This is a genomic window from Corynebacterium meridianum, assembly GCF_016342265.1.
GTDB classification, from domain to species: domain Bacteria; phylum Actinomycetota; class Actinomycetes; order Mycobacteriales; family Mycobacteriaceae; genus Corynebacterium; species Corynebacterium meridianum.
Map to the genome: position 1 here is coordinate 565,546 of NZ_JAEIOS010000011.1, position 18,941 is coordinate 584,486.

The 18,941-nt window shown below is 67.2% G+C and carries 16 protein-coding genes; 7 read left to right on the top strand and 9 right to left on the bottom strand.

From position 1 onward, the window contains the following. Nucleotides 1-5 precede the first annotated feature (5 nt). The 4 genes from JDV75_RS05730 to JDV75_RS05745 form a co-directional block, all read right to left on the bottom strand. On the bottom strand, nucleotides 6-170 hold the full coding sequence (locus JDV75_RS05730; protein WP_198738257.1) for a hypothetical protein: 165 nt from the start codon (nucleotides 168-170) through the stop codon (nucleotides 6-8). A gap of 102 nt (nucleotides 171-272) precedes the next feature. Next, complete coding sequence (locus tag JDV75_RS05735; RefSeq protein WP_198738258.1) at nucleotides 273-491, bottom strand: hypothetical protein; 219 nt, start codon at nucleotides 489-491, stop codon at nucleotides 273-275. A 119-nt stretch (nucleotides 492-610) separates the two neighbouring features. Next, nucleotides 611-2,401 carry an ATP-binding cassette domain-containing protein gene (locus JDV75_RS05740; protein WP_198738259.1) on the bottom strand — a complete coding sequence of 597 codons (1,791 nt, stop codon included), beginning with the start codon at nucleotides 2,399-2,401 and terminating at the stop codon, nucleotides 611-613. Next, nucleotides 2,398-4,269: an ABC transporter ATP-binding protein gene (locus tag JDV75_RS05745; RefSeq protein WP_198738260.1), complete on the bottom strand. Its 1,872-nt coding sequence runs from the start codon at nucleotides 4,267-4,269 to the stop codon at nucleotides 2,398-2,400. The genes JDV75_RS05740 and JDV75_RS05745 overlap by 4 nt, the downstream gene beginning before the upstream one ends. Nucleotides 4,270-4,600: 331 nt before the next feature. On the opposite strand from JDV75_RS05745, the gene JDV75_RS05750 reads away from it, so the two are divergent. Genes JDV75_RS05750 through JDV75_RS05770 form a run of 5 tightly spaced genes read left to right on the top strand, consistent with a single transcriptional unit; the run spans nucleotide 4,601 to nucleotide 10,506 of the window. Continuing rightward, nucleotides 4,601-5,680 (top strand): FAD-dependent oxidoreductase, encoded by a 1,080-nt coding sequence (locus JDV75_RS05750; RefSeq protein ID WP_198738261.1) that lies wholly within the window; start codon nucleotides 4,601-4,603, stop codon nucleotides 5,678-5,680. A gap of 38 nt (nucleotides 5,681-5,718) precedes the next feature. Further along, nucleotides 5,719-7,242, top strand: coding sequence for an ABC transporter substrate-binding protein (locus JDV75_RS05755; protein WP_198738262.1), 1,524 nt, complete (start codon nucleotides 5,719-5,721; stop codon nucleotides 7,240-7,242). Then, nucleotides 7,239-8,177: an ABC transporter permease gene (locus JDV75_RS05760; RefSeq protein WP_248095258.1), complete on the top strand. Its 939-nt coding sequence runs from the start codon at nucleotides 7,239-7,241 to the stop codon at nucleotides 8,175-8,177. The genes JDV75_RS05755 and JDV75_RS05760 overlap by 4 nt, the downstream gene beginning before the upstream one ends. Further along, complete coding sequence (locus JDV75_RS05765) at nucleotides 8,174-9,019, top strand: ABC transporter permease (RefSeq protein WP_232958183.1); 846 nt, start codon at nucleotides 8,174-8,176, stop codon at nucleotides 9,017-9,019. The genes JDV75_RS05760 and JDV75_RS05765 overlap by 4 nt, the downstream gene beginning before the upstream one ends. After that, a complete protein-coding gene (locus JDV75_RS05770) occupies nucleotides 9,019-10,506 on the top strand; it encodes an ABC transporter ATP-binding protein (protein ID WP_198738263.1) in 1,488 nt (495 codons plus the stop codon). Before JDV75_RS05765 ends, JDV75_RS05770 begins: the two co-directional genes overlap by 1 nt. On the opposite strand, the gene dnaE is transcribed toward JDV75_RS05770, so the two are convergent. Continuing rightward, nucleotides 10,442-13,999 carry a DNA polymerase III subunit alpha gene (dnaE, locus tag JDV75_RS05775; protein ID WP_198738264.1) on the bottom strand — a complete coding sequence of 1,186 codons (3,558 nt, stop codon included), beginning with the start codon at nucleotides 13,997-13,999 and terminating at the stop codon, nucleotides 10,442-10,444. The two genes, JDV75_RS05770 and dnaE, sit on opposite strands and share 65 nt — an antisense overlap. A 140-nt stretch (nucleotides 14,000-14,139) precedes the next feature. Here dnaE and rarD point away from each other — a divergent pair, with 140 nt between their 5' ends. Next, nucleotides 14,140-15,030, top strand: a complete 891-nt coding sequence (rarD, locus tag JDV75_RS05780) for an EamA family transporter RarD (RefSeq protein WP_198738265.1) — start codon at nucleotides 14,140-14,142, stop codon at nucleotides 15,028-15,030. On the opposite strand, the gene JDV75_RS05785 is transcribed toward rarD, so the two are convergent. From JDV75_RS05785 to lspA, 3 genes are read right to left on the bottom strand one after another with little or no spacing between them, the layout of a single operon-like run. Further along, the gene (locus JDV75_RS05785) at nucleotides 15,017-15,589 is read right to left on the bottom strand and encodes a hypothetical protein (protein WP_232958184.1); all 573 of its coding nucleotides are present in this window, start codon (nucleotides 15,587-15,589) and stop codon (nucleotides 15,017-15,019) included. The two genes, rarD and JDV75_RS05785, sit on opposite strands and share 14 nt — an antisense overlap. Nucleotides 15,590-15,615: 26 nt before the next feature. Continuing rightward, complete coding sequence (locus JDV75_RS05790; RefSeq protein ID WP_198738267.1) at nucleotides 15,616-16,545, bottom strand: RluA family pseudouridine synthase; 930 nt, start codon at nucleotides 16,543-16,545, stop codon at nucleotides 15,616-15,618. After that, on the bottom strand, nucleotides 16,542-17,075 hold the full coding sequence (gene lspA, locus JDV75_RS05795) for a signal peptidase II (RefSeq protein ID WP_198738268.1): 534 nt from the start codon (nucleotides 17,073-17,075) through the stop codon (nucleotides 16,542-16,544). The genes JDV75_RS05790 and lspA overlap by 4 nt, the downstream gene beginning before the upstream one ends. A 68-nt stretch (nucleotides 17,076-17,143) precedes the next feature. On the opposite strand from lspA, the gene JDV75_RS05800 reads away from it, so the two are divergent. Then, nucleotides 17,144-18,202 carry a hypothetical protein gene (locus JDV75_RS05800; protein ID WP_198738269.1) on the top strand — a complete coding sequence of 353 codons (1,059 nt, stop codon included), beginning with the start codon at nucleotides 17,144-17,146 and terminating at the stop codon, nucleotides 18,200-18,202. An 89-nt stretch (nucleotides 18,203-18,291) separates the two neighbouring features. Here the strand turns inward: JDV75_RS05800 and JDV75_RS05805 are convergent, their stop codons facing one another. Further along, entirely contained in the window at nucleotides 18,292-18,894 is a 603-nt protein-coding gene (locus JDV75_RS05805; protein ID WP_198738270.1) for a WKL family lipoprotein, read from the bottom strand. Between the last annotated feature and the right edge of the window lie 47 nt (nucleotides 18,895-18,941).

Below are 18,941 nucleotides of genomic sequence, written 5' to 3' on the forward strand. Positions count from 1 at the left end.
GGTGGTCAGTTGTCGACGGTTCCGTGATCGACGGTCACGGAGTGTCCGTTTCCCGGGCTGTCTGTGGACGGTGACGGGTCCAGGGCACCGCCGACGAAGAGCAGGACCAGGGTCGCGATCCAGATCGGTCCCCACCGTCGGTTGACCGGTTCGGGTTCTGCCGGTCCCACCCGTCCGAGCAGGAGTCGGTCCGTTTCGGTCAGATACCGGTCGAGTTCCCGGTCTCTACGGGCTCGCTCGAGAGCTTTCCTGTCCTGTTCCTCGTACCACAGTCACATGGCACCCGGCAGCGCGATACCCACGGAGAAGATGATCGAGGACATGATGTGCACTACGCCGGAATCACCGAACGACGACAGCAGGCCGCACACCCCGAGGCCCACGGCGATCCAGGAGAAAACGGCTTTCCTGTTCGACCGGGGTGTCGTCGGAACGTCTGTGTCTGATTGTCGGTCACGGTAGAACCCCATCTCCACTGTCTTGCGGATCACTCACCCCCATTTAATCCCCGTCCCCCTCAATCCACAAATGAGGACGGTCGGGTGTGTAACCCTCCCGGAAAGGCACTTCTCCCACCGTCACCGCGTCCGGTGCACCGGCGTCCAGGGTTTCAGTGCGCGACGGCGGCACCATCAGCCGGATCCGCGTCTCCACTCCCCCGGTTCAGGGCCCAGGTCTCGGATTCGCGGAGCGTCGCCCACAGTTGGGCGTATGTCCCACCTGCCGCCAACAGCTTCCGGTGGGTTCCCCGCTGGACGCACTGACCTCCATCGAGGACGACGATTTCATCGGCCCTGACGATGGTGGACAGTCGGTGTGTGACGATGATCGCCGTCCGTTCCCGGCACAGCTCGTCGAGCGCACGGAGGACGGCGGCTTCACTCACCAGGTCGAGGGAGGCCGTCGCCTCATCGAGCAGGACGACGGGCGCGTCACTGACGACAGCCCGCGCGATGGACAGTCGTTGACGCTGCCCACCGGACAGTCCTGCGCCGTCTTCCCCGAGGACGGTGTCGTACCCGTCATCGAGTGAGGTGATGAACCGGTGTGCCTGCGCGGTGCGGGCGGCGGCGATGATCTGGTCCCGCGAGGCCCCCGGGTTGCCGACCGCTATATTGTCCGCAACGGTGCCCGGGAACAGATGGATGTCCTGGAACACCTGGGTGATCGTCCTGCACCGGGTGACTGTGTCCATGTCCCTGACATCGACGCCGCCGATCAGGACCACGCCTTCCCCGGGGTCGTCCCCTCTGTCGATCAGGGACAGCAGTGTCGATTTGCCACTACCGGAGCGTCCGACGAGGGCGGTGGTCGTTCCCGGGGCGACGCGGAAGCTCACCTTCCGGAGGGCCGGGGCACCGTCTGCGAAGGTGTAGCTCACCCCGGAGAGTTCCACACCGTTGTCGGAGGGCTGTCGGGGTTGACGGGGTGCGGGGAGCGGCGGGAGCCGCAGAACGTCCACCGCCCGCCTGATCGCAGCCTGGGTGAGTTGCCAGGATTCGCCGGCGGCGAGCACCCCGTGCACCGGCTGGTAGACGCCGACCGCGAGTGTCGCCACCACTGCGACGACGACACGGGTGTCGGTCACCTCCCCGTGGGTCAGCCGCCAACCTCCGATCGCGAGGATCAGGGGAAGCCCGGTCTGGACGACGAACCCGGCGGCACCGGAGGGCACGACCAATCGGTGCACCATTTTCACGGACACCTCACGAAACGCGTTCACCGCACGGCTGTAGTACGACAGGCTCCGCTGTTCACCCGAGTAGAGCCACAGCGCCGGTGCCGAGGCCACGAGATCGATCATCGCGGCAGCCGCATGAGCTTGTTTCCCCTGTCGCTCATCACCGAGCTCGGCGAGCCGCCTGCCGCTCACTGCCATGACGGGCCAGACGGCGATGATCGGAGCGGCGAGCGCCAGTGCGAGAACCGGGTCGTGGAGTGACACGACGACGATCACCGTCAGGGGAAAGCCGAGCACCTGCCCGGCGCGGGGTAGCGCATCGGAGAGGAACTCCTCGACGGTCTGGGTGTCACTGGTCACCAGGGCGGAGATGTCCGCACGCGTACGGCCGCCGAGTGAAGTCTGTGGGAGGGTCACGAGATGGTTGAGTACCGCGATCCGCAGTTCGGCGACCACCTCGTAGGCCGCAAGCCACGACAATCGTGCGGCGAGCCACCCCATGACCAGTTGCCCGGACAATGAGAGGATCGACAGCACCGCGACCTGCGTCACGTGATCACGATGCACGATCCCGCCGCTGGCGAGAACCATGATGACCGTGACCGCCGCGTGGAACCCGAGGGCCAGGAACAGCGACTGCGCGATTCGGGCCGCAACTCCACCGAGCACCCGCCACCTGGCGCCGCCGGCGTACCGCCAGAGCATCGCCGCCCCGCTCACAGCTGATCCCCCCGGTGCATACCCGTTCCGTGGTCCGGGTGTGTCGTTCCGGCGCGCCCGGCGACGACATCGGCCGGAACAGTGTGTGCACCCCACAGGACGGCGTATCTACCGCCACGCGCGATGAGTTCATCGTGGGTGCCCTGTTCCGCGACGGTTCCCCCGTCGAGGACGATGATGTTGTCCGCGTGGCGGATCGTGTGTAGCCGGTGTGCGACGACGATGACGGTGCGCCCACGGGTGAGCTCGTTCAGACCACGGTGCACGGCGGCCTCGTTGTCCGGGTCGGTGGCCGCCGTCGCCTCATCCAGAAGGAGTACGGGGCGGTCGGCGAGCAGTGCGCGGGCGATGGCGATGCGTTGGCGTTGTCCCCCGGACAGCCCGGCACCTGATTCACCGAGTACGGTCTCCAACCCCTCCGGCAGGTCTTCCACGAATCCGTCGACTGCGGCAGCGTGTGCCACCGCGGCGATGGTGGCGTCGTCGGCATCGGGCCGGGCGAGGCAGATGTTGTCGCGGATGGAACCGGCGATGAGGTACGGCTTCTGGAACACCGCCGCGACATGGCGGGACAGTTCACCGGGTTCCATCTCGTCGACTGCGCGGCCACCGAGTCGGATCTTTCCGGAATCCGGGGTGTGGAAGCCCGCCATCAGCTCGATGACCGTTGATTTTCCGGCTCCGGAGGCACCGACGATGGCGGTGACCGAATCTGCGGGAACGTGGAATGAGAGGTTGTGGAGCACCTCCGATCCGGGTTCGTGGGAGAAGGACACCGAATCGAAGTCGACGGCGACCGGCCGGAGGTATCCCGGCACCCGGGCGGGGGCCCCTGTGCCGCGGTGGATGCCGGTGTCCGGGCCTTCGGCCAATTCGGTTTCTATGGCGGTCGCACCGGCGGCTAGCATCGGCAGCGCGACCATGCGGTGGAAGACTGTGACGAGTGGGACCGGGTAGGCCGGTCCGATGACGACGAACAACAGAAACCCGGAGACGGTGAGGTCGCCGGTGTACAACAGCCACGTGCCCACCGGGGTGATGACCAGGACGGTGGATGCCACGAGGCTCGAGAACGGGGATCCCCACCTGACGAAGGCGGCACCCCACTCGGACTGCAACCGGGCGTTTTCACGCACTGTGTCTGTGGTCCGGCGGTGTTCCGCCCCGGTCCTGTTGAATACCCTGATGACGGGGAGCGCGGTCAGCAGGTCCAGCACCGCGGCCTCCATTGCGGTTCTCGCCTCGAGCCACCGGCCCATGCGGTGTCCGTTGCTGCGGATCGCCCGCAACATCGTCGCGAAGGCCAGGGGTACGAGCGCCACCGCAGCCACGGTCATCCGCCAGTCGACGGTGAACAGCCACACGGTCACACTGATCCACACTGTCACGGCCGCGGCAGTCTCCGGAATGACGTGGGCGATGAACAACTCCATTTTCTCGCAGCTGTCCAGCGCGAGGGTTTTGGCCGTCGAAGAGTGCCTCCGTCGGACCTCACCGACCGGACGCCTCACCCACGCTCCGCCCAGGGCAAGCCTGATTTCGGCGATCGTGTGGAACGCCACCAGGTGCGCCAGAGCTGTCGCAGCGGAGTAGGCCACCGCCCGCCCCAGGACCCCGACCCCGCACAGCACCACGTGGCGCCACACGGTCGCCGGGTCCCCGTCACCGTCGACGATGACGACCACGACCCGCCAGATCGCCCACACCGACAGCAGTTCACCGAATCCCGCGGCGATCCCCAGCGCAACCGCGCCGAGGAGCTGAGTGGTACGCCCGCCGAGATACCGGACGAGAAGAAGGGGCGCGGCCCAGAAGTCGAGTCCACCCTGTCGGCGCCGCCGGGGGGACCGATCTTTCTCGCTACTCATGACGTCATGCTCTTTTCGTGTGTTCCATGTCGTTCTTCGTGTGTGTCCCCGTGGCGATGGCAACCGGCGCCGGGCCTCCCGGCCGGAGGCCGCTACTCCAGTTGCCCCCCAACGCCAACCACGGATTGGCTGATGGTTTTGCGAGATCTAGTTGACAATCCCTACCACCAACTAATGGTAATGTATTCCATCAACGCCCGTCATGGGATCACCCCGACCATGGCCGGCCTCGCCCGGGCCGGGCGTGACGTGTACCCCCATCCGCCACGGAACCGGGGCCACCCGCACTCCTCCGTATCTCCGTCACACTCTTCAAGTTCAGGAGTCCCCGATGAACACACCGTCCCATCCCCGTCTCTCCGCCGACGACCGCACCGAGGTCGCGGTCGTCGGGGCCGGAGCCGCCGGACTCGAAGCCGCGCTGGTCCTGGGTCGGCAACGTCGACGCGTCCTCCTCATCGACTCAGGTGACTACCGCAACGCCCGCTCCACCGGGGCACACATGTTGCTCGGGCTCGACGGCACCCCACCGACGGAGATCCGTGACCGAGCGCTCGCCGACATCGCCGGCCTGAACACCGTCATCTACCTCCGTTCGACCGTCACAGCGGCGCACCTCGACACGGAAGACGGCGAGAATCGCACGGAGCCCGCGGTGTCCCTGACACTCTCCGACGGCCGACGGGTCACCGCACGACGCCTCATCATCGCGACCGGCCAACGGGACGTCACCCGGGACGCCGACGGCGTCCCCCTGATCAATGGCCTCGACCGGGGACACGGTATCTGGACCCGACACTGCCCCTACTGCCACGGATGGGAGAACAGGGACAAGGACATACTGGTGGTGCCGGTTCCGGGGGCTCCGGTCATCCGGACCGTCTACCAGGCCCTGTACCTGCGGGACCGGACATCCGACCGTGTCCGCATCATCGTCGACGCCGCGGAAGTACCGGATGAATTCCGAGGGGCGTTGTCGGACGCCGGGGTGAACCTCATCGATGACACCGTCAGCACGATGAGTGGCGACCCGGATGCGGTGAGCGTGCGAACGACGGGTGGGCGCACCATCCGCGCCGACACGATTTTCGCCACACCACCGACAACAGCCGGATCCCCGCTCGGGGAAATGCTGGGGGTGCAGATGCAGGGACCGTGCATCCTCACCGATGCCCGTCAACGGTCCTCGGTCCCACAGGTGTTCGCCGCAGGCGACGGCGCTGTGCGCCGGGGCGAACCCGAGCCGATGACCTTCGTCACCCAGGCAGCCGCACAGGGACAGCTCGCGGCGATCTGGGCCGACCAGGACCTGTTCCTCGCCAGACCCGGTATCCCGGCTCCTTCCGCCCTCACCGAGACACCTCCCACCCTCCCGACATCCCCCCGCATCCTCCACGGATCCACCGAATGACCACACCTCCCACGACCCGATCCCACAAGGAGAACCACGTGCACAGACGTACCTTCCTCAAGTTTCTCGCCACAGCGACGGCGACCGCCACAACCGGTTTCTGGCTCGCCGGATGCTCGGACAACGGCGACAATGCCAACGGTGGTGATCCGGCGGATTCCGGCGCAACCGGTGAGGCTGTCCTGAAGACCCTGCGGGTCGCCGCGACAGGTGGCCCCGGTGAAGAAGTCGACCCGAGCAAGGCACTGCAGACCGCGACCTGGGCCGCGATCTACGCGGTGTTCGAGCCCCTGGTGATCCACACGGAATCCGACGCGCGGTACCAGCTCGCCGACACCGTCGAGTCAAACGATGACGCCACCGAGTGGACCGTGACAATCCGCGAAGGCGCGACCTTCTCCGACGGCAGCCCCGTCACCGCAGGTGACGTGATGAAATCCGTGGCATTCACCACCCGAGACCCGATGCAGTCGGCGATCGTCGCGGACATCGACACAGAAGCCTCCACGATCGTCGATGACCGGACGGTCGCACTCAGACTGGCCCGTCCGCGCGCTGACTTCATCGAGTCGGTGCTCGGGATGACGAGCCTCGTGTTCAAGGACGGCGACCCCGGCACCGGTATCGGTTCCGGTCCGTATGTTCTCGGCGCCGGGGATTCCGCGCAGGGATGGACACTCGACGCCAACCCACACTTCCCCGCCGACAGACGGGTGTCGGAAGCCCTCGAGATACAGGTCATCACGGATCCGGCGGCACGCACGCGGGCCCTCGAGTCCGGTGCCGTGGACATGGCCTTGAACCTTCCCCCCACCGCGGCCCGCACACTCGACGAAAGCATGGTCTGGATACCCGGCCCATACGATTCGCGTCCGCTCGTGGTCGTGCTCAACACCCGGGTGGCCCCCTTCGACGACCCCGAGGTGCGGCATGCCGTGAAGATCGCGATCGACCGTGAGGAACTCGTCGCGCAGGCACTCGACGGCGCCGGTGAGCCGGGCGCCGACGTTCCGGGACTGGGCTTCGCGGATTACCCGGAGAAACTCACCCCGCCGAAGCGAGACGTCGGGAAAGCCGCCGCCATATTCGCGGAGAAGGGCATCAGTGAGCTGACGCTGTTCACCGCGGATCTGGTCCCCGGTATGAACGACGGAGCTGATCTCATCGCCCGTCAGCTCGGGGACGCCGGTGTGACCGTCACCGTCGACAAACGTGATCCCGTCTCCTACTACGCCGACGTACCTGCGCTGCAGGAGCTCCCCATGTTCGCGAGCTACCTCGTCAACCGTTCCGTCCTCGCATCCCTCACGTTCACCACCGGCTCCCGGGCGGTGTTCAACCTGTCCGGTTTCGGGACCGACGGAGAGTGGGATGAGAAACTCTCGGCGACACTCGCGGAGACCGATGAGTCGGAGCGCCGGCGGATGCTGACGACCCTGGCCACGACAGTCAGTCGGGAAGGCGGCGACCTCATCTGGGCGTTCGCCAACTCCGTCAACGGTCTCGGGGAGGGGGTCCCGCCCGTGCCGGTGTCCTACTCAGTTCCCGTATTCACCGCGTGATCCGGCGACCACCCACCGCGGTGCGCACCGTGGTCCGCTTCGCCGCTGTGGTTCTGTGTTCCGGGTCGGTCGTCTTCCTGATCATGGTGTGGCTACCGGGAGATGCGGCGACGGTCGCGGTGCACACACCGGACCCCGAACGGATCGCGGAATTACGCGCACAGATGGGAATCGACCAACCGACACTCCACCGGCTCCTTTCCTGGTGGGGCGGACTGCTGCACGGTGAGGGCGGGACACTCCACGGGTCCGGGCGCTCAGTGTGGTCGGCGATCGAAATCCCCGTCCGCAACTCGGCGATTCTCGTGGCTTTCGCCTGGCCACTGCTCGTCATCCTGGGATGCACCCTGGGCATCGCTGCGGGGACAGCCGTTGGATCAGCCAGGGACACGGGGCTGTCCACGGGTGCACAGGCGACACTCGCGGTACCCGAGTTCGCCACCACGACCCTTCTCCTCGTCATCTTGTCGGGCATCCTGCATCTCGTCCCCGCCGTATCGCTGGTGCCACCGGGCGGGACCCCGTTGGACAGACCCGAGGGACTGTTCGTGCCGGCACTGGGTATCGCCGTCACCGGCGGCGCCTGGCTGCAACGCATGGTCCGTGCTGCGGTCGCCGACGCGCACGTGCTCCCCCACGTCGCCGCGGCACGGCTCTCCGGTATGCACCCACTCGCAGTGTTGGTGCGGCACACGCTGCCCGCGGCGTCCGCACCGGTGGCCCAAGCCTGCGCGGCGACCGTTCCGTATGCGGTGACGGGGACCGTCGTGGTGGAGAACGTGGTCGGATTCCCGGGAATCGGAACGCTGGTGGCGAACCTCATAGCGAACCGGGAGACCGAAGCCACGGCAACCGTGACCGTGCTCCTCGCGGTGATCACGATGACCGCTTTCCTGGTCGCGGACCGGAAGACCACGGATGTGGGGTCACCATGAGATCACCGGTGCCGTACGGTCCCCGCAGAGCTGACCGCCGGACCGCCACGGTGATGTTCTCCGTTCTCCTGCTGGCGGTGTGGGCGGGTGCGGTGCTCACCGCACTCGCCGGTCCTCTGATCGCCCCTGTTCTCGGGCTTCCTGATCCCGCGGAGCCCGTCGCCCGCCCCTTCACCGCCCCGGGACCGGGTCATCCGTTGGGTACCGACCGGGTGGGCAGAGATGTCCTCGCGCGACTCTGCACGGGCAATACGGTTCTGGTGATTCCCCCTGCCCTGGCTGCCGCGGCGTCGACCATCTCCGGCGCCGCGGTCGGGCTGACGGCCGCTCTGTGCCCCCGGCTGAGGCCCTGGATCAGATTCCTGACGGACACGCTGCTCGTCATCCCGCCGACGATCATGCTCCTGGCGGTCATCTCGGCGAACGGAGTCGGACTTCCCGGTGTCACCCTCATGGCCGTGATCCTCTCTCTTCCCCTGTCCTCACGGTATCTGGAAGCTGCGGCGAAACCCGTCGTCTCATCCGGGTACGTCGAAGTTCGGCGAGCCACAGGGATACCGTTTCCCGTGGTAGTCATCGGTGACGTCCTCCCCGCGATGCGTCGCGCCCTGTTCGCCGATCTCGGCGTCCGTTACGTGGGCGTGGTGTTCCTGACGGCGACCGCGGCATTTCTCGGTGCGACGGTCGGTACCGGCACCCGAACCTGGGCCTCGATGGTTCCGGAGGCCTTTGCCGGACTGGCGTTGAACCCGTGGGCGGCCGCGGCCCCGGTCCTGCTGATCATCGCTCTCACCGCCCCACCTGCGATCCTGATCGACATCGTCAACGGAGGTGGACGCTGATGGACGTCATCGTTTCCGGGCTAACCGTCAGCGCACGGACAGGCACGGTGCTCGACGGGGTGGATCTCCGGATGGACGCAGGGGAAATCACGGCGCTGCTCGGTGGATCAGGGACCGGGAAGACCACACTCGCCCACGCACTTCTCGGGCACATACCCCGGGGACTGACCGTGACAGCCGGTGACATCTCCTGTGGCGGCACGAACCCCCTGAAACTGTCCGGGCGCAAGCGACGGACCTTCCTGCGACGTGCCGCCTACGTCGACCAGGATCCGGGGGCGGCACTCCCTCCCACGATGTCCGTCCGCGACATCCTCCGCCAACGACGTGCGTCGGGAGCCGGAAGTGCCCGCCCGGGCGATGACCGGATCCGCGAACTGCTGTCCGACATGGGGCTCGGCGACACCGCGGAGATACTCGACCGGACACCCGGCCAGCTGTCGGGTGGACAACGGCGCCGGGTGGGGGTAGCCGCGGGAATAGTCTCCGGACCGGAGCTGCTCATCGTCGATGAACCCACCGCCGGCGTCGACACCGCCTCCGTCGCCGACGTCATCGACACCATCCGGAGGGCCGTCGCCCGCACCGGAGCCACGTCACTGATCATCACCCACGACACCGAGGTGGCCGCGGCACTGGCGGACCGCACGGTGCACCTCGAACGGGGCATCATCCGCGTCGGGCCGGCATCTCCAGCCACCACATCCACCAGAGACCTTCCGAATCTGATGGATCAGACGACCACGGCCACTGATTCCCCGGCGACCGCCCACGGTGGTCTCCGCGCCGCCGGTCTCTCCGTCGGATGGGCTGGAGGGCCGGTGACCGTCCCCGTCGATTTCACCGCACCGCACGGATGTATCACCGTCATCTCCGGACCATCAGGCTCCGGGAAATCGACGCTGTTGCGCACGCTGCTCGGTCTGCTCCCTCCCCGGAGCGGATCCGTGGACCTCGACGGCACACCACTCGCTCCCGTGTTGAGGCGACGACCACGATCGGTTCGGAGGTGTTTCGCCTGGATACCGCAGGAGGCGGAACTCGCCTTGAATCCCTCTGTGCCGGTCGCCCGGGCGCTTCGTGTCACCGGGGCTCCACGCGCGGAGATCGACGCTGTCCTCGCCATGCTCGATCTCGGAGACGTCGATGTCGCACGGGTGAAACCCGGTGACCTGTCGGGAGGCATGAGACAGCGGGTCTGCGTGGCGGCGGCGCTGCTCGCCCGGCCGGACGTCCTCGTGGCCGACGAGCCGACGTCAGCTCTCGACGGTGCGAGCGCCGAGCTGGTTCTCACCGCGCTGCGCCGCTGCGGTGAGCGGGGCGCCTGCGTGGTCTCGGCCAGCCACGATCCAAAGCTGCTGGAACTCGCCGATCGGGTGGTGTGCGTGGCTCCGGCGACCGGGTCCCACGGACCATCGGCAGCTAGCCCAGGATCCCCGGCCCCATCGTGGCCTTCAGGTCACCCATCAGGTTTCCGTCGCGGTTGACCCGCAGATGCTCCCCGAGGATCATCACCGTCGATTCATCGCCGTCGACCAGGTTCAGGTACACGTCCGAGTCGCCCTTGTTCGCCATGAGCACCTGCTTGAGCTTCGCGATGGTGGGCATGGTGCACTGGTCGGTGCGGAGCGTGAGCCGCAGGGGAAGTCCGGCGCCGTTTCCCGGTCCGAGATCCGGGGTCTTCAGGTCGTCGCAGAACAGGCTCGTGCGGTCGTCCCTGATCGAGATGTGGGCCTTGGCGAGGATGATGTTGTCCTCTACGATCTGGGGCGCGACCAGTGCGTAGACCTTGTTGAACACGAGCAGCTCCACGGAGGCGCCGTTGTGGTCTTCCACGGTGACGATCGCCCACGGGGAACCGTCCTTCTTGGAGAAGCGCCGGTCGACGGCGGAGATGATCCCGCCGATCTTGACTTCGGCCTTGTTCTTCAGTTCCCCGGCGAGGATCGTCGTGATCGGGGTGTCGGTCTGTGCCGCCAGTGCCTGCTCGAATCCGTCGAGCGGGTGCCCGGAGACGTAGAGTCCGAGCATCTCGCGTTCGAGGGCGAGCTCGTGCTTGCGTTCCCACTTCTCGTCCGGAACCTGCACCGCGAACGCGTTGGCGAGGGTCTCGTCCTCTCCCCCGAGGCCGGCGAAGAGATCGAACTGGCCCTTGTCCGCAGCTTTCTTCGTGGTGATGACTGAGTCCACGGCCTCCTCGTGGATCAGCATCAGCCCCTTGCGGGGATGCCCGAGGGAGTCGAACGCTCCGGCCTTGATGAGGGACTCGGTGACCCGCTTGGAGCAGGGACCGGTTTCGATCTTGTCCAGGTAATCGGAGAAGTTGGCGAACGTACCCTTCTCCTTACGGGTCTTCACGATGGACTCGACGACGTCGGCACCGACGTTGCGGACCGCGCCGAGTCCGAAGCGGATGTCATCGCCCACGGACTGGAAGGTCAGCTGGGACTCGTTGACGTCCGGGGACAGCACGCGGATTCCGAGGTGCCGGCAGTCTGAGAGATAGATCGCGGACTTGTCCTTGTTGTCCGCGACGGAGGTCAGGAGGGCGGCCATGTACTCGGCGGTGTAGTTCGCCTTGAGGTAGCCCGTCCAGAAGCTGACCAATCCGTAGCCGGCGGCGTGCGACTTGTTGAACGCGTACGCGGCGAACGGTTCGATGGTGTCCCAGAGCTTCTTGATCGCCTCGTCCGAGTAGCCGTTGGACCGCATGCCCGCCTGGAAGTTCACGAACTCCTTGGCGAGCACCTCGGGCTTCTTCTTGCCCATGGCCTTCCGGAATCCGTCGGCCTGGCCGGCGGTGTAGTTCGCCAGTTTCTGGGAGATACGCATGATCTGCTCCTGGTACACGATCAGACCGTAGGTGTCCTCCAGGATCTCCTTGAGCGGTTCCTCCAGCTCCGGGTGGATCGGGGTGATCGGCTGGCGGCCGTTCTTCCGGTCCGCGTAGTCCCAGTGCGCGTTCATTCCCATCGGGCCCGGGCGGTAGAGCGCGAGAGCGGCGACGATGTCGTCGAAGCCGGTAGGTTCCATGCGTTTCAGCAGTTCACGCATGCCGCCGGAGTCGAGCTGGAACACCCCGAGGGTGTCGCCACGGGCGAGCAGCTTGTAGGTCTCCTCGTCGTCCGTGGTCAGTGCCTCGAGATCGATGTCGATGCCGCGGTTGGCCTTGATGTTCTCGATGCAGTCGCCGATGACGGTGAGGTTGCGCAGACCGAGGAAGTCCATCTTCAGCAGCCCGATGGCCTCGCAGGAGGGGTAGGGCCAGCCGGTGATGATCGCACCGTCCTGGGCGCGTTTCCACATCGGGATGCAGTCGAGCAGCGGGACACTGGCCATGATCACGGCGCAGGCGTGGACACCGGCCTGGCGGATGACGCCCTCGAGACCGCGTGCGGTGTCGTAGATGGCGCGCACGTCGGGGTCGTTCTCGATGAGGGTGCGCACCTCCTGTGCCTCCCCGTAGCGCTCGTGCGAGGGATCCATGATCCCGGACAGCGGGATGTCCTTGGCCTGCTGCGCCGGTGGAAGCGCCTTGGTGATGCGGTCTGCGATCTGGTAGCCGGGCTGGCCGAACTGCACACGCGCGGAGTCCTTCAGCGCCTGCTTCGTCTTCACCGTTCCGAAGGTGATCACCTGGGCGACCTTGTCCTCGCCCCACTTGTCCGCCGCGTAGCGGATCATCTCGCCCCGGCGGCGGTCGTCGAAGTCGATGTCGATGTCGGGGGCGGAGGGGCGTTCCGGGTTGAGGAACCTCTCGAAGAGCAGGTCGTGCTCGATGGGGTCGATGTTGGTGATGGTCAGGGCGTAGGCGACGAGAGAGCCGGCGGCGGAACCACGGCCCGGGCCGACCCGGATCCCGACGGAGCGGGCGTGCTTGATCAGCTCGGCGACGATGAGGAAGTAGGAGGGGTAGCCCTTGCCGTCGATCACGTCGATCTCGTACGTCGCGCGGTCGAGATAGACCTGCGGCACCTGACCCCCGTTGAAGCGTTCCTTCAGCCCCTCCATCACCTCGTGGGTGAGCCAGGAGGTGGGGGTGTATCCGTCGGGGACGGTGGCGATGGGCATGCGGTCATGGGTGTGCGGTGTCCACAGCTCGCTGTAGTCCTGCACCCGCTCCGCGATGAGCAGGGTATTGTCGCAGGCCCCCGGGACGGTGCTGTCCCACATGGAGCGCATCTCCGCGGCGGACTTGATGTAGTAGCCGTCGCCGCCGAATTTGAACCGGTCCTCGTCGTGCAGGGTCTTGCCGGTCTGCACGCAGAGCATGGCCTCGTGGGCCTTGGCCTGGTCCTTGACGACGTAATGGCAGTCGTTCGTCACCAACGGCGGCAGGTCGAGGCGCTTGCCGATCTCCAGCAGCTCGCTGCGCACCCGGGTCTCGATGTCGATCCCGTGGTCCATCAGCTCGAGGAAGTAGTTGTCCCGGCCGTAGATGTCATGCCACATCGCCGCGGCCTCGAGCGCCTGGTCGAACTGCCCGAGACGCAGGCGGGTCTGGACGTCACCGGACGGGCAGCCGGTGGTGGCGATGATGCCGGTGGCGTTCTCGGCGATGAGGTCGGCGTCCATGCGGGGCCACTTGCCGAGCTGCCCCTCGTAGGACGCCATCGACGACAGGTAGAAGAGGTTGCGCAGGCCGGTGGCGTTCTCCGCGATCATCGTCTGGTGCAGGTACGCGCCGGAGGCCGAGACGTCGTCGGACTTCTGGTGGGGCTCGCCCCAGCGGACACGTTGCTTGTTGAACCGGGATTCGGGGGCGAGGTACGCCTCGATGCCGATGATCGGTTTGATGCCGGCATCCGTCATGGCGTGGTAGAACGCATCCGAGCCGAACATGTTGCCGTGGTCGGTCATGCCGACCGCGGGCATCTTCTGTCGGGCGACCTCCTCGGCTAACAGGTCCACCTTGGCCATGCCGTCGAGCATGGAGTATTCCGTGTGGTTGTGCAGGTGGACGAAGGAGGAGCCGCTCATGGCCGCATAGTCTAACCGCCGGGAGGGTCCCCGGCGAGGGCCCCAGGTCACGGCCCCACCCCGTGGGTGACAACGGTGTCATTCGCCGATCCACGGGACATCCGTGGGCTACCGGGGCCGACACGGGTAGTGTGTTCCGAATGATATTCGGGGTTCTCGCCTACCTGCTCTGGGGTTCCTTCGCCGCCTACTTCCCGTTGCTGAAACCCGCCTCGCCGCTGGAGATCCTGGCGCACCGCATCGTGTGGACCGCGCTCGTGATGTTCCTCGTCCTCGGCGTGACCCGCGGGATACCGGTTCTGCGCCGGGCGGACCGCAGGACCTGGGGGACGATCGCCGGGGCGGCGGTGCTCATCGCGCTGAACTGGCTGGTCTACGTCATCGCGGTGAACACCGGGCACGTCTCGGAGGCGGCTCTCGGCTACTTCATCAATCCCCTCGTGAGTGTGGCGATGGGCATGATCTTCCTGAAGGAGCGGCTGCGGCCGGCGCAGAAGGTCTCGGTGGCGATCGCGGTCGTCGCGGTGCTCATCCTCACGGTCGTCGGCGGTGAGCCCCCACTGCTCGGGCTGACCCTCGCGGTGACCTTCGGCGCCTACGGCCTGCTCAAGAAGCGGGTCGGTGTCCCGGCGACGGCCTCCCTCGCCGGGGAGACCCTCGTGCTCCTACCCCTCGCGGTCGGGTACCTCGTATTCCTCGGCGTCCGCGGTGGGGGGAGCCGCACCGGGTACGGCACGGGCCACACGCTGATCCTGATGAGCACCGGGGTCGTCACCGCGGTACCGCTGCTGCTGTTCGGGATGGCGGCCAGCCGCATCCCGTTGGCGACGATCGGCATGCTCCAGTACATGACCCCGTCGATCCAGATGCTGTGGGCGGTGCTCATCGTCGACGAGACGCTCTCCCCCGTGCGGTGGGTGGGTTTCTGCATCATCTGGGTCTCGGTGGCGATCTACCTCGGTGACCTCGTGGCGCAGCAGCGGTCCAGGCATCGCGCGGCTCCCGCAGCGGAGGATGTCACTCCGGTCTGACCACCGGCTGAACCCCGATCCGGCCCCACGCAGCATCCGGGGGCAGCACCTCGACCGCGAGCACCTCCGGTTCCCCGGCGAGGACGCGGAGAGCCCTCCCGTCGTCCCAGACGACCACGCCACGCAACCGCCGGTCCGGCAGAGTGCCGCCGTCGCCGAGGGAGTGTCCGATGAGGTTCAGGGTGCGGTCGAACACCTCTTCCCGCCCTTCCGCACCGGTGGGTTCGGGCAGCGCCACGGGGACCGCACCATCCAGGACGAGCGCGTTGACCCGCCCGATGTCGGCCTGCTCCAGGACCCGTGCCGCATCCGCGGCGGGCTGCAGCTCGCGGAACGTCACGAGCGCGAAGCCATCGTCGTCGTCCGGGGTCACCGCGAGGCTGTCTCCGGCGCGGGCGAGGTAGTCGTCCAGGGATTCACCGTGGTACCGGCCGAGGACATCCCCGTTGACCGGCATCGGTTTGGCCACCCGGTCCGAGGTGGACAGCCAGGCGACGGCACCGATGAGCGCGGCGATGCTGACCACCGCGACACCGGTCCGGATCCGATCCACGTCCATGCCCATTTTCTGCCTCCGGGTGTCTTCTACGACTGCCTCAGGATGTCCAGCGCCTGCTGCAGGTCATCCGGGTAGGGCGAGACGATCTCCATCGCCCGGCCGTCGGCTGGATGGGTGAATCCGAGGGAGACGGCGTGCAGCCACTGGCGGTCGAGGCCGAGCCGTTTGCTGAGGTTCGGGTCCGAGCCGTACATCGGGTCCCCGCAGCACGGATGGTGCAACGCGGAGAAGTGGACACGGATCTGGTGGGTGCGGCCGGTCTCCAGGTGGACGTCGAGGAGCGAGGCCTCACGGAACGCCTCGATCGTCGAGTAGTGGGTCACCGAGTGCTTGCCGTCACTACGCACGCAGAACCGCCAGCCGGCGGACGGATGCCTGCCGATGGGCGCCTCGATGGTGCCGGTCGACGGATCGGGGTGGCCCTGCACGAGCGCGTGGTAGGTCTTGGTCACGGTGCGGTCCCGGAACGCGCGTTTGAGGTGGGTGTACGCCCGCTCGCTGGCGGCGACGACCATGACACCGGAGGTACCGACGTCGAGACGCTGCACGATGCCCTTGCGTTCCGGTGGCCCCGAGGTGGAGATCCGGAAGCCGGCGGCGGCCAGTCCGCCCACCACGGTCGGCCCCTCCCAACCGACGGTCGGGTGCGCTGCGACCCCGACGGGCTTGTTAACGGCGATGACGTCGTCGTCGGAGTAGAGGATGTCCATGCCCTCGACGAGTTCCTCCCTGGGATGCAGGGGGCGCTCTGGTTCGGGCAGCGTGACGTCGAGCCAGTCGCCTGCTGTCAGCCGGTCGGATTTCCCGACCGCGCGCCCGTCGACGAGGATGTCGCCGGCGGCGGCCAGATCGGCGACCGTGGTGCGGGACAGACCGAGGAGCTTCGCCAGTCCGGCGTCGACGCGCATACCGGCGAGGCCGTCGGGGACGGGGAGTTGGCGGGAGGGCCGGGTCATGCGGCCACCTCCGTGGCCCGTGACTCGGCGCGGGCGTCCAGCAGCGCGGACAGCAGGAACACGGCCACCCCGACGGTGATGCACGAGTCCGCCACGTTGAACACCGCGAAATCCCCCACTGAGATGAAGTCGACGACATGCCCGACGAAGAAACCGGGGTCCCGGAACAACCGGTCGGTGAGATTTCCGGCCGCACCGCCGGCGACGAGTGCGAGGCCGAGGGCCGCGAGCCGCCCGTCCACCCGGGGCGAGTGCCAGAGGATCCCCACGACGAAGATCAACTGGATGGCGGCGAACACCCACGTGAACGACGTACCGAAGGAGAATGCGGCCCCGGGATTGAACACCAGGTGGAACCGGAACCAGTCGCCGATCAGTGGCACGACCTCGCCGGGTTCCATCCCGGCGAGGATCAGGGCCTTGGAGAGTTGGTCCACGGCAGCGGCAACGACAATCACCACGACCGTGAACACCAGATATCCCTTATTTCGCCTCACCTTGTCAGTCACCTTGTCAGTCACGGTGACCATCTTCCCCCAAAACCGCCGCAAAACCCACTCGATCGCCCACCGTCCCGGGGAGCGGTACCGTTGACGGGGTGAGACTCTCCCCCAACAAGACGAAACGCCGTATCCGCATGTTCTGCGTGTCCGCCGTGGCGGCGACCGCCCTCGTCGCCTGCTCCGACGGTGACGGCGGCCCGGATCCGGCGACGCAGTCGGACGGCCAGATCAGCGGAGACACCGTCCGTATCGACCTCGATCCGCCCCGCGTCACTCTCCTCGATCCGGGATCCGCCCGGCAGGTTCTCTCCTATGGGGTCCCGGACGCGGACGCTCCGACCCAGGAACTCCCGGTGAGGTTCGGCGGTGGCTTCACCACGCTCGTCGACTCCGGTGCCGGAACGCCGCCCCATCCTCCCGCGGAACCGGACGGACTCCCCGTTCTCGACGTCGACGCGCAGGCCACGGTGCGCGCGGTGGACGGCGAGAAGGTCACGGCGGGTGAGACGGGTGCGACCCGTCAGGTCACGGTGATCGCGGGGTCGCCCCGGTTCTCCGGTGGCACGACGACGCTGCGTTCCGGGGAGGACCCCGACGTCGACTGGGACGCCGAACTCGCGGGAGCCGACGGGTTCACCGTGAGCTACGCGACGACCCCGTCGGGTAAGCCGGTCTCGATGTCCCTGCACGCCCCGGATTCCGCATCAGACATCGGACGCGCGGGGATGGAGTCCAGATTGGGCAATCTCGTCACCCTCGCGGTGGTGTTCCCCGACGAGCCGGTGGGCCCGGGCGCCCGGTGGACCGTCGAGAGCCGGATCACCGGCTCGACCACCATGCTGCAGACGATGACCTACACGCTCACCGAGCTCGACGGGCGGACGGTGGGGATGGATGTCGAGGTGGATCAGCGCCCCAGCATCGGCGCACTGTCACTCGACGCGCTGGCACCGCAGGGTGACTCCGATGGTGCCGCGGGCGAGTTACGCGTCGAGAGCGCGGAGACCTCCTCCACCGGGCATCTGGAACTCGATCTCGACGACCCGCTGCCGCGGTCCGGCGGTGTCGCCTTCACCACCCGGGTCATCTACGCCGGGGACGGGTCCGACGTCCGCGTGGTCCAGGACAGCCACACGGCGGTCCACTTCGACTGAACCCGGCGACGCACCGCGCCCGGCCCCCTTCCTCCGAAGGTGGGACGGGCGCGGTGCGTCGCCGCCGGTGTGGCGGCTCCCCTGATCGACTACTGGGCCGGGGCTTCTCCGGCCGGTGCCTCAGCCGGGGCCTCGGCGGGCGCGGCCGGGTCGAGCGCAGGTACTTCCTCGGCACCTGCATCGATGCACATCGGCGGGACCTGCTCCGGGGGAACGGTGTTGGTGATGAGGGTGCACGCCCAGCTCTGGGAGAGCTGCCAGGTTCCGTCGACGTAGACGAACTCGACGTTCTCGGCGACCTGGCTGGGTCGGTCCGGGAGGGTGAAGTTCACGGTGGCGAGGACGGTGTCGTTCTCATAACCTGGCAGGACCGGGGGAACCACCTGGAAGTCGGCGCCGGATTCCTGCTTGGAGCGGGTCATCGTCTCGAACAGCTCGGGAGCGTTCTCCCCGCCCTGAACGGTACGGATCTTCTCCTCGACGGAGGCGTCGGGGTTGGTCGCCGTGGCGAGAATGGCGTTGAGTTCCTCGGCGGTCGGCTGTTCCGGAATCGCTGCCGCGGCGGAACCCGGAGCCGTACTGGAGGACGCCGGGGCGGTGGTGTCCGGTGCCTCATCGTCGCCGGAACAGGCGACGAGTGACAGGGCTGCGGCCACCGCTGCTGCGGGGGCCAGGTGCTTGAGAATATTCACGTTGTCTCCTCGTGGGGTAGGACGCCCGGTACCTCGTTCAGTGTCCA

What these genes read in the sequence shown, in the direction of transcription:
- JDV75_RS05745 (WP_198738260.1), bottom strand. Translation starts at nt 4,269, where the DNA reads ATGAGTAGCGAGAAAGATCGGTCCCCCCGGCGGCGCCGACAGGGTGGA.
- JDV75_RS05750 (WP_198738261.1), top strand. Translation starts at nt 4,601, where the DNA reads ATGAACACACCGTCCCATCCCCGTCTCTCCGCCGACGACCGCACCGAG.
- JDV75_RS05765 (WP_232958183.1), top strand. Translation starts at nt 8,174, where the DNA reads ATGAGATCACCGGTGCCGTACGGTCCCCGCAGAGCTGACCGCCGGACC.
- JDV75_RS05770 (WP_198738263.1), top strand. Translation starts at nt 9,019, where the DNA reads ATGGACGTCATCGTTTCCGGGCTAACCGTCAGCGCACGGACAGGCACG.
- dnaE (WP_198738264.1), bottom strand. Translation starts at nt 13,999, where the DNA reads ATGAGCGGCTCCTCCTTCGTCCACCTGCACAACCACACGGAATACTCC.
- rarD (WP_198738265.1), top strand. Translation starts at nt 14,140, where the DNA reads ATGATATTCGGGGTTCTCGCCTACCTGCTCTGGGGTTCCTTCGCCGCC.
- JDV75_RS05785 (WP_232958184.1), bottom strand. Translation starts at nt 15,589, where the DNA reads ATGGACGTGGATCGGATCCGGACCGGTGTCGCGGTGGTCAGCATCGCC.
- JDV75_RS05790 (WP_198738267.1), bottom strand. Translation starts at nt 16,545, where the DNA reads ATGACCCGGCCCTCCCGCCAACTCCCCGTCCCCGACGGCCTCGCCGGT.
- lspA (WP_198738268.1), bottom strand. Translation starts at nt 17,075, where the DNA reads ATGGTCACCGTGACTGACAAGGTGACTGACAAGGTGAGGCGAAATAAG.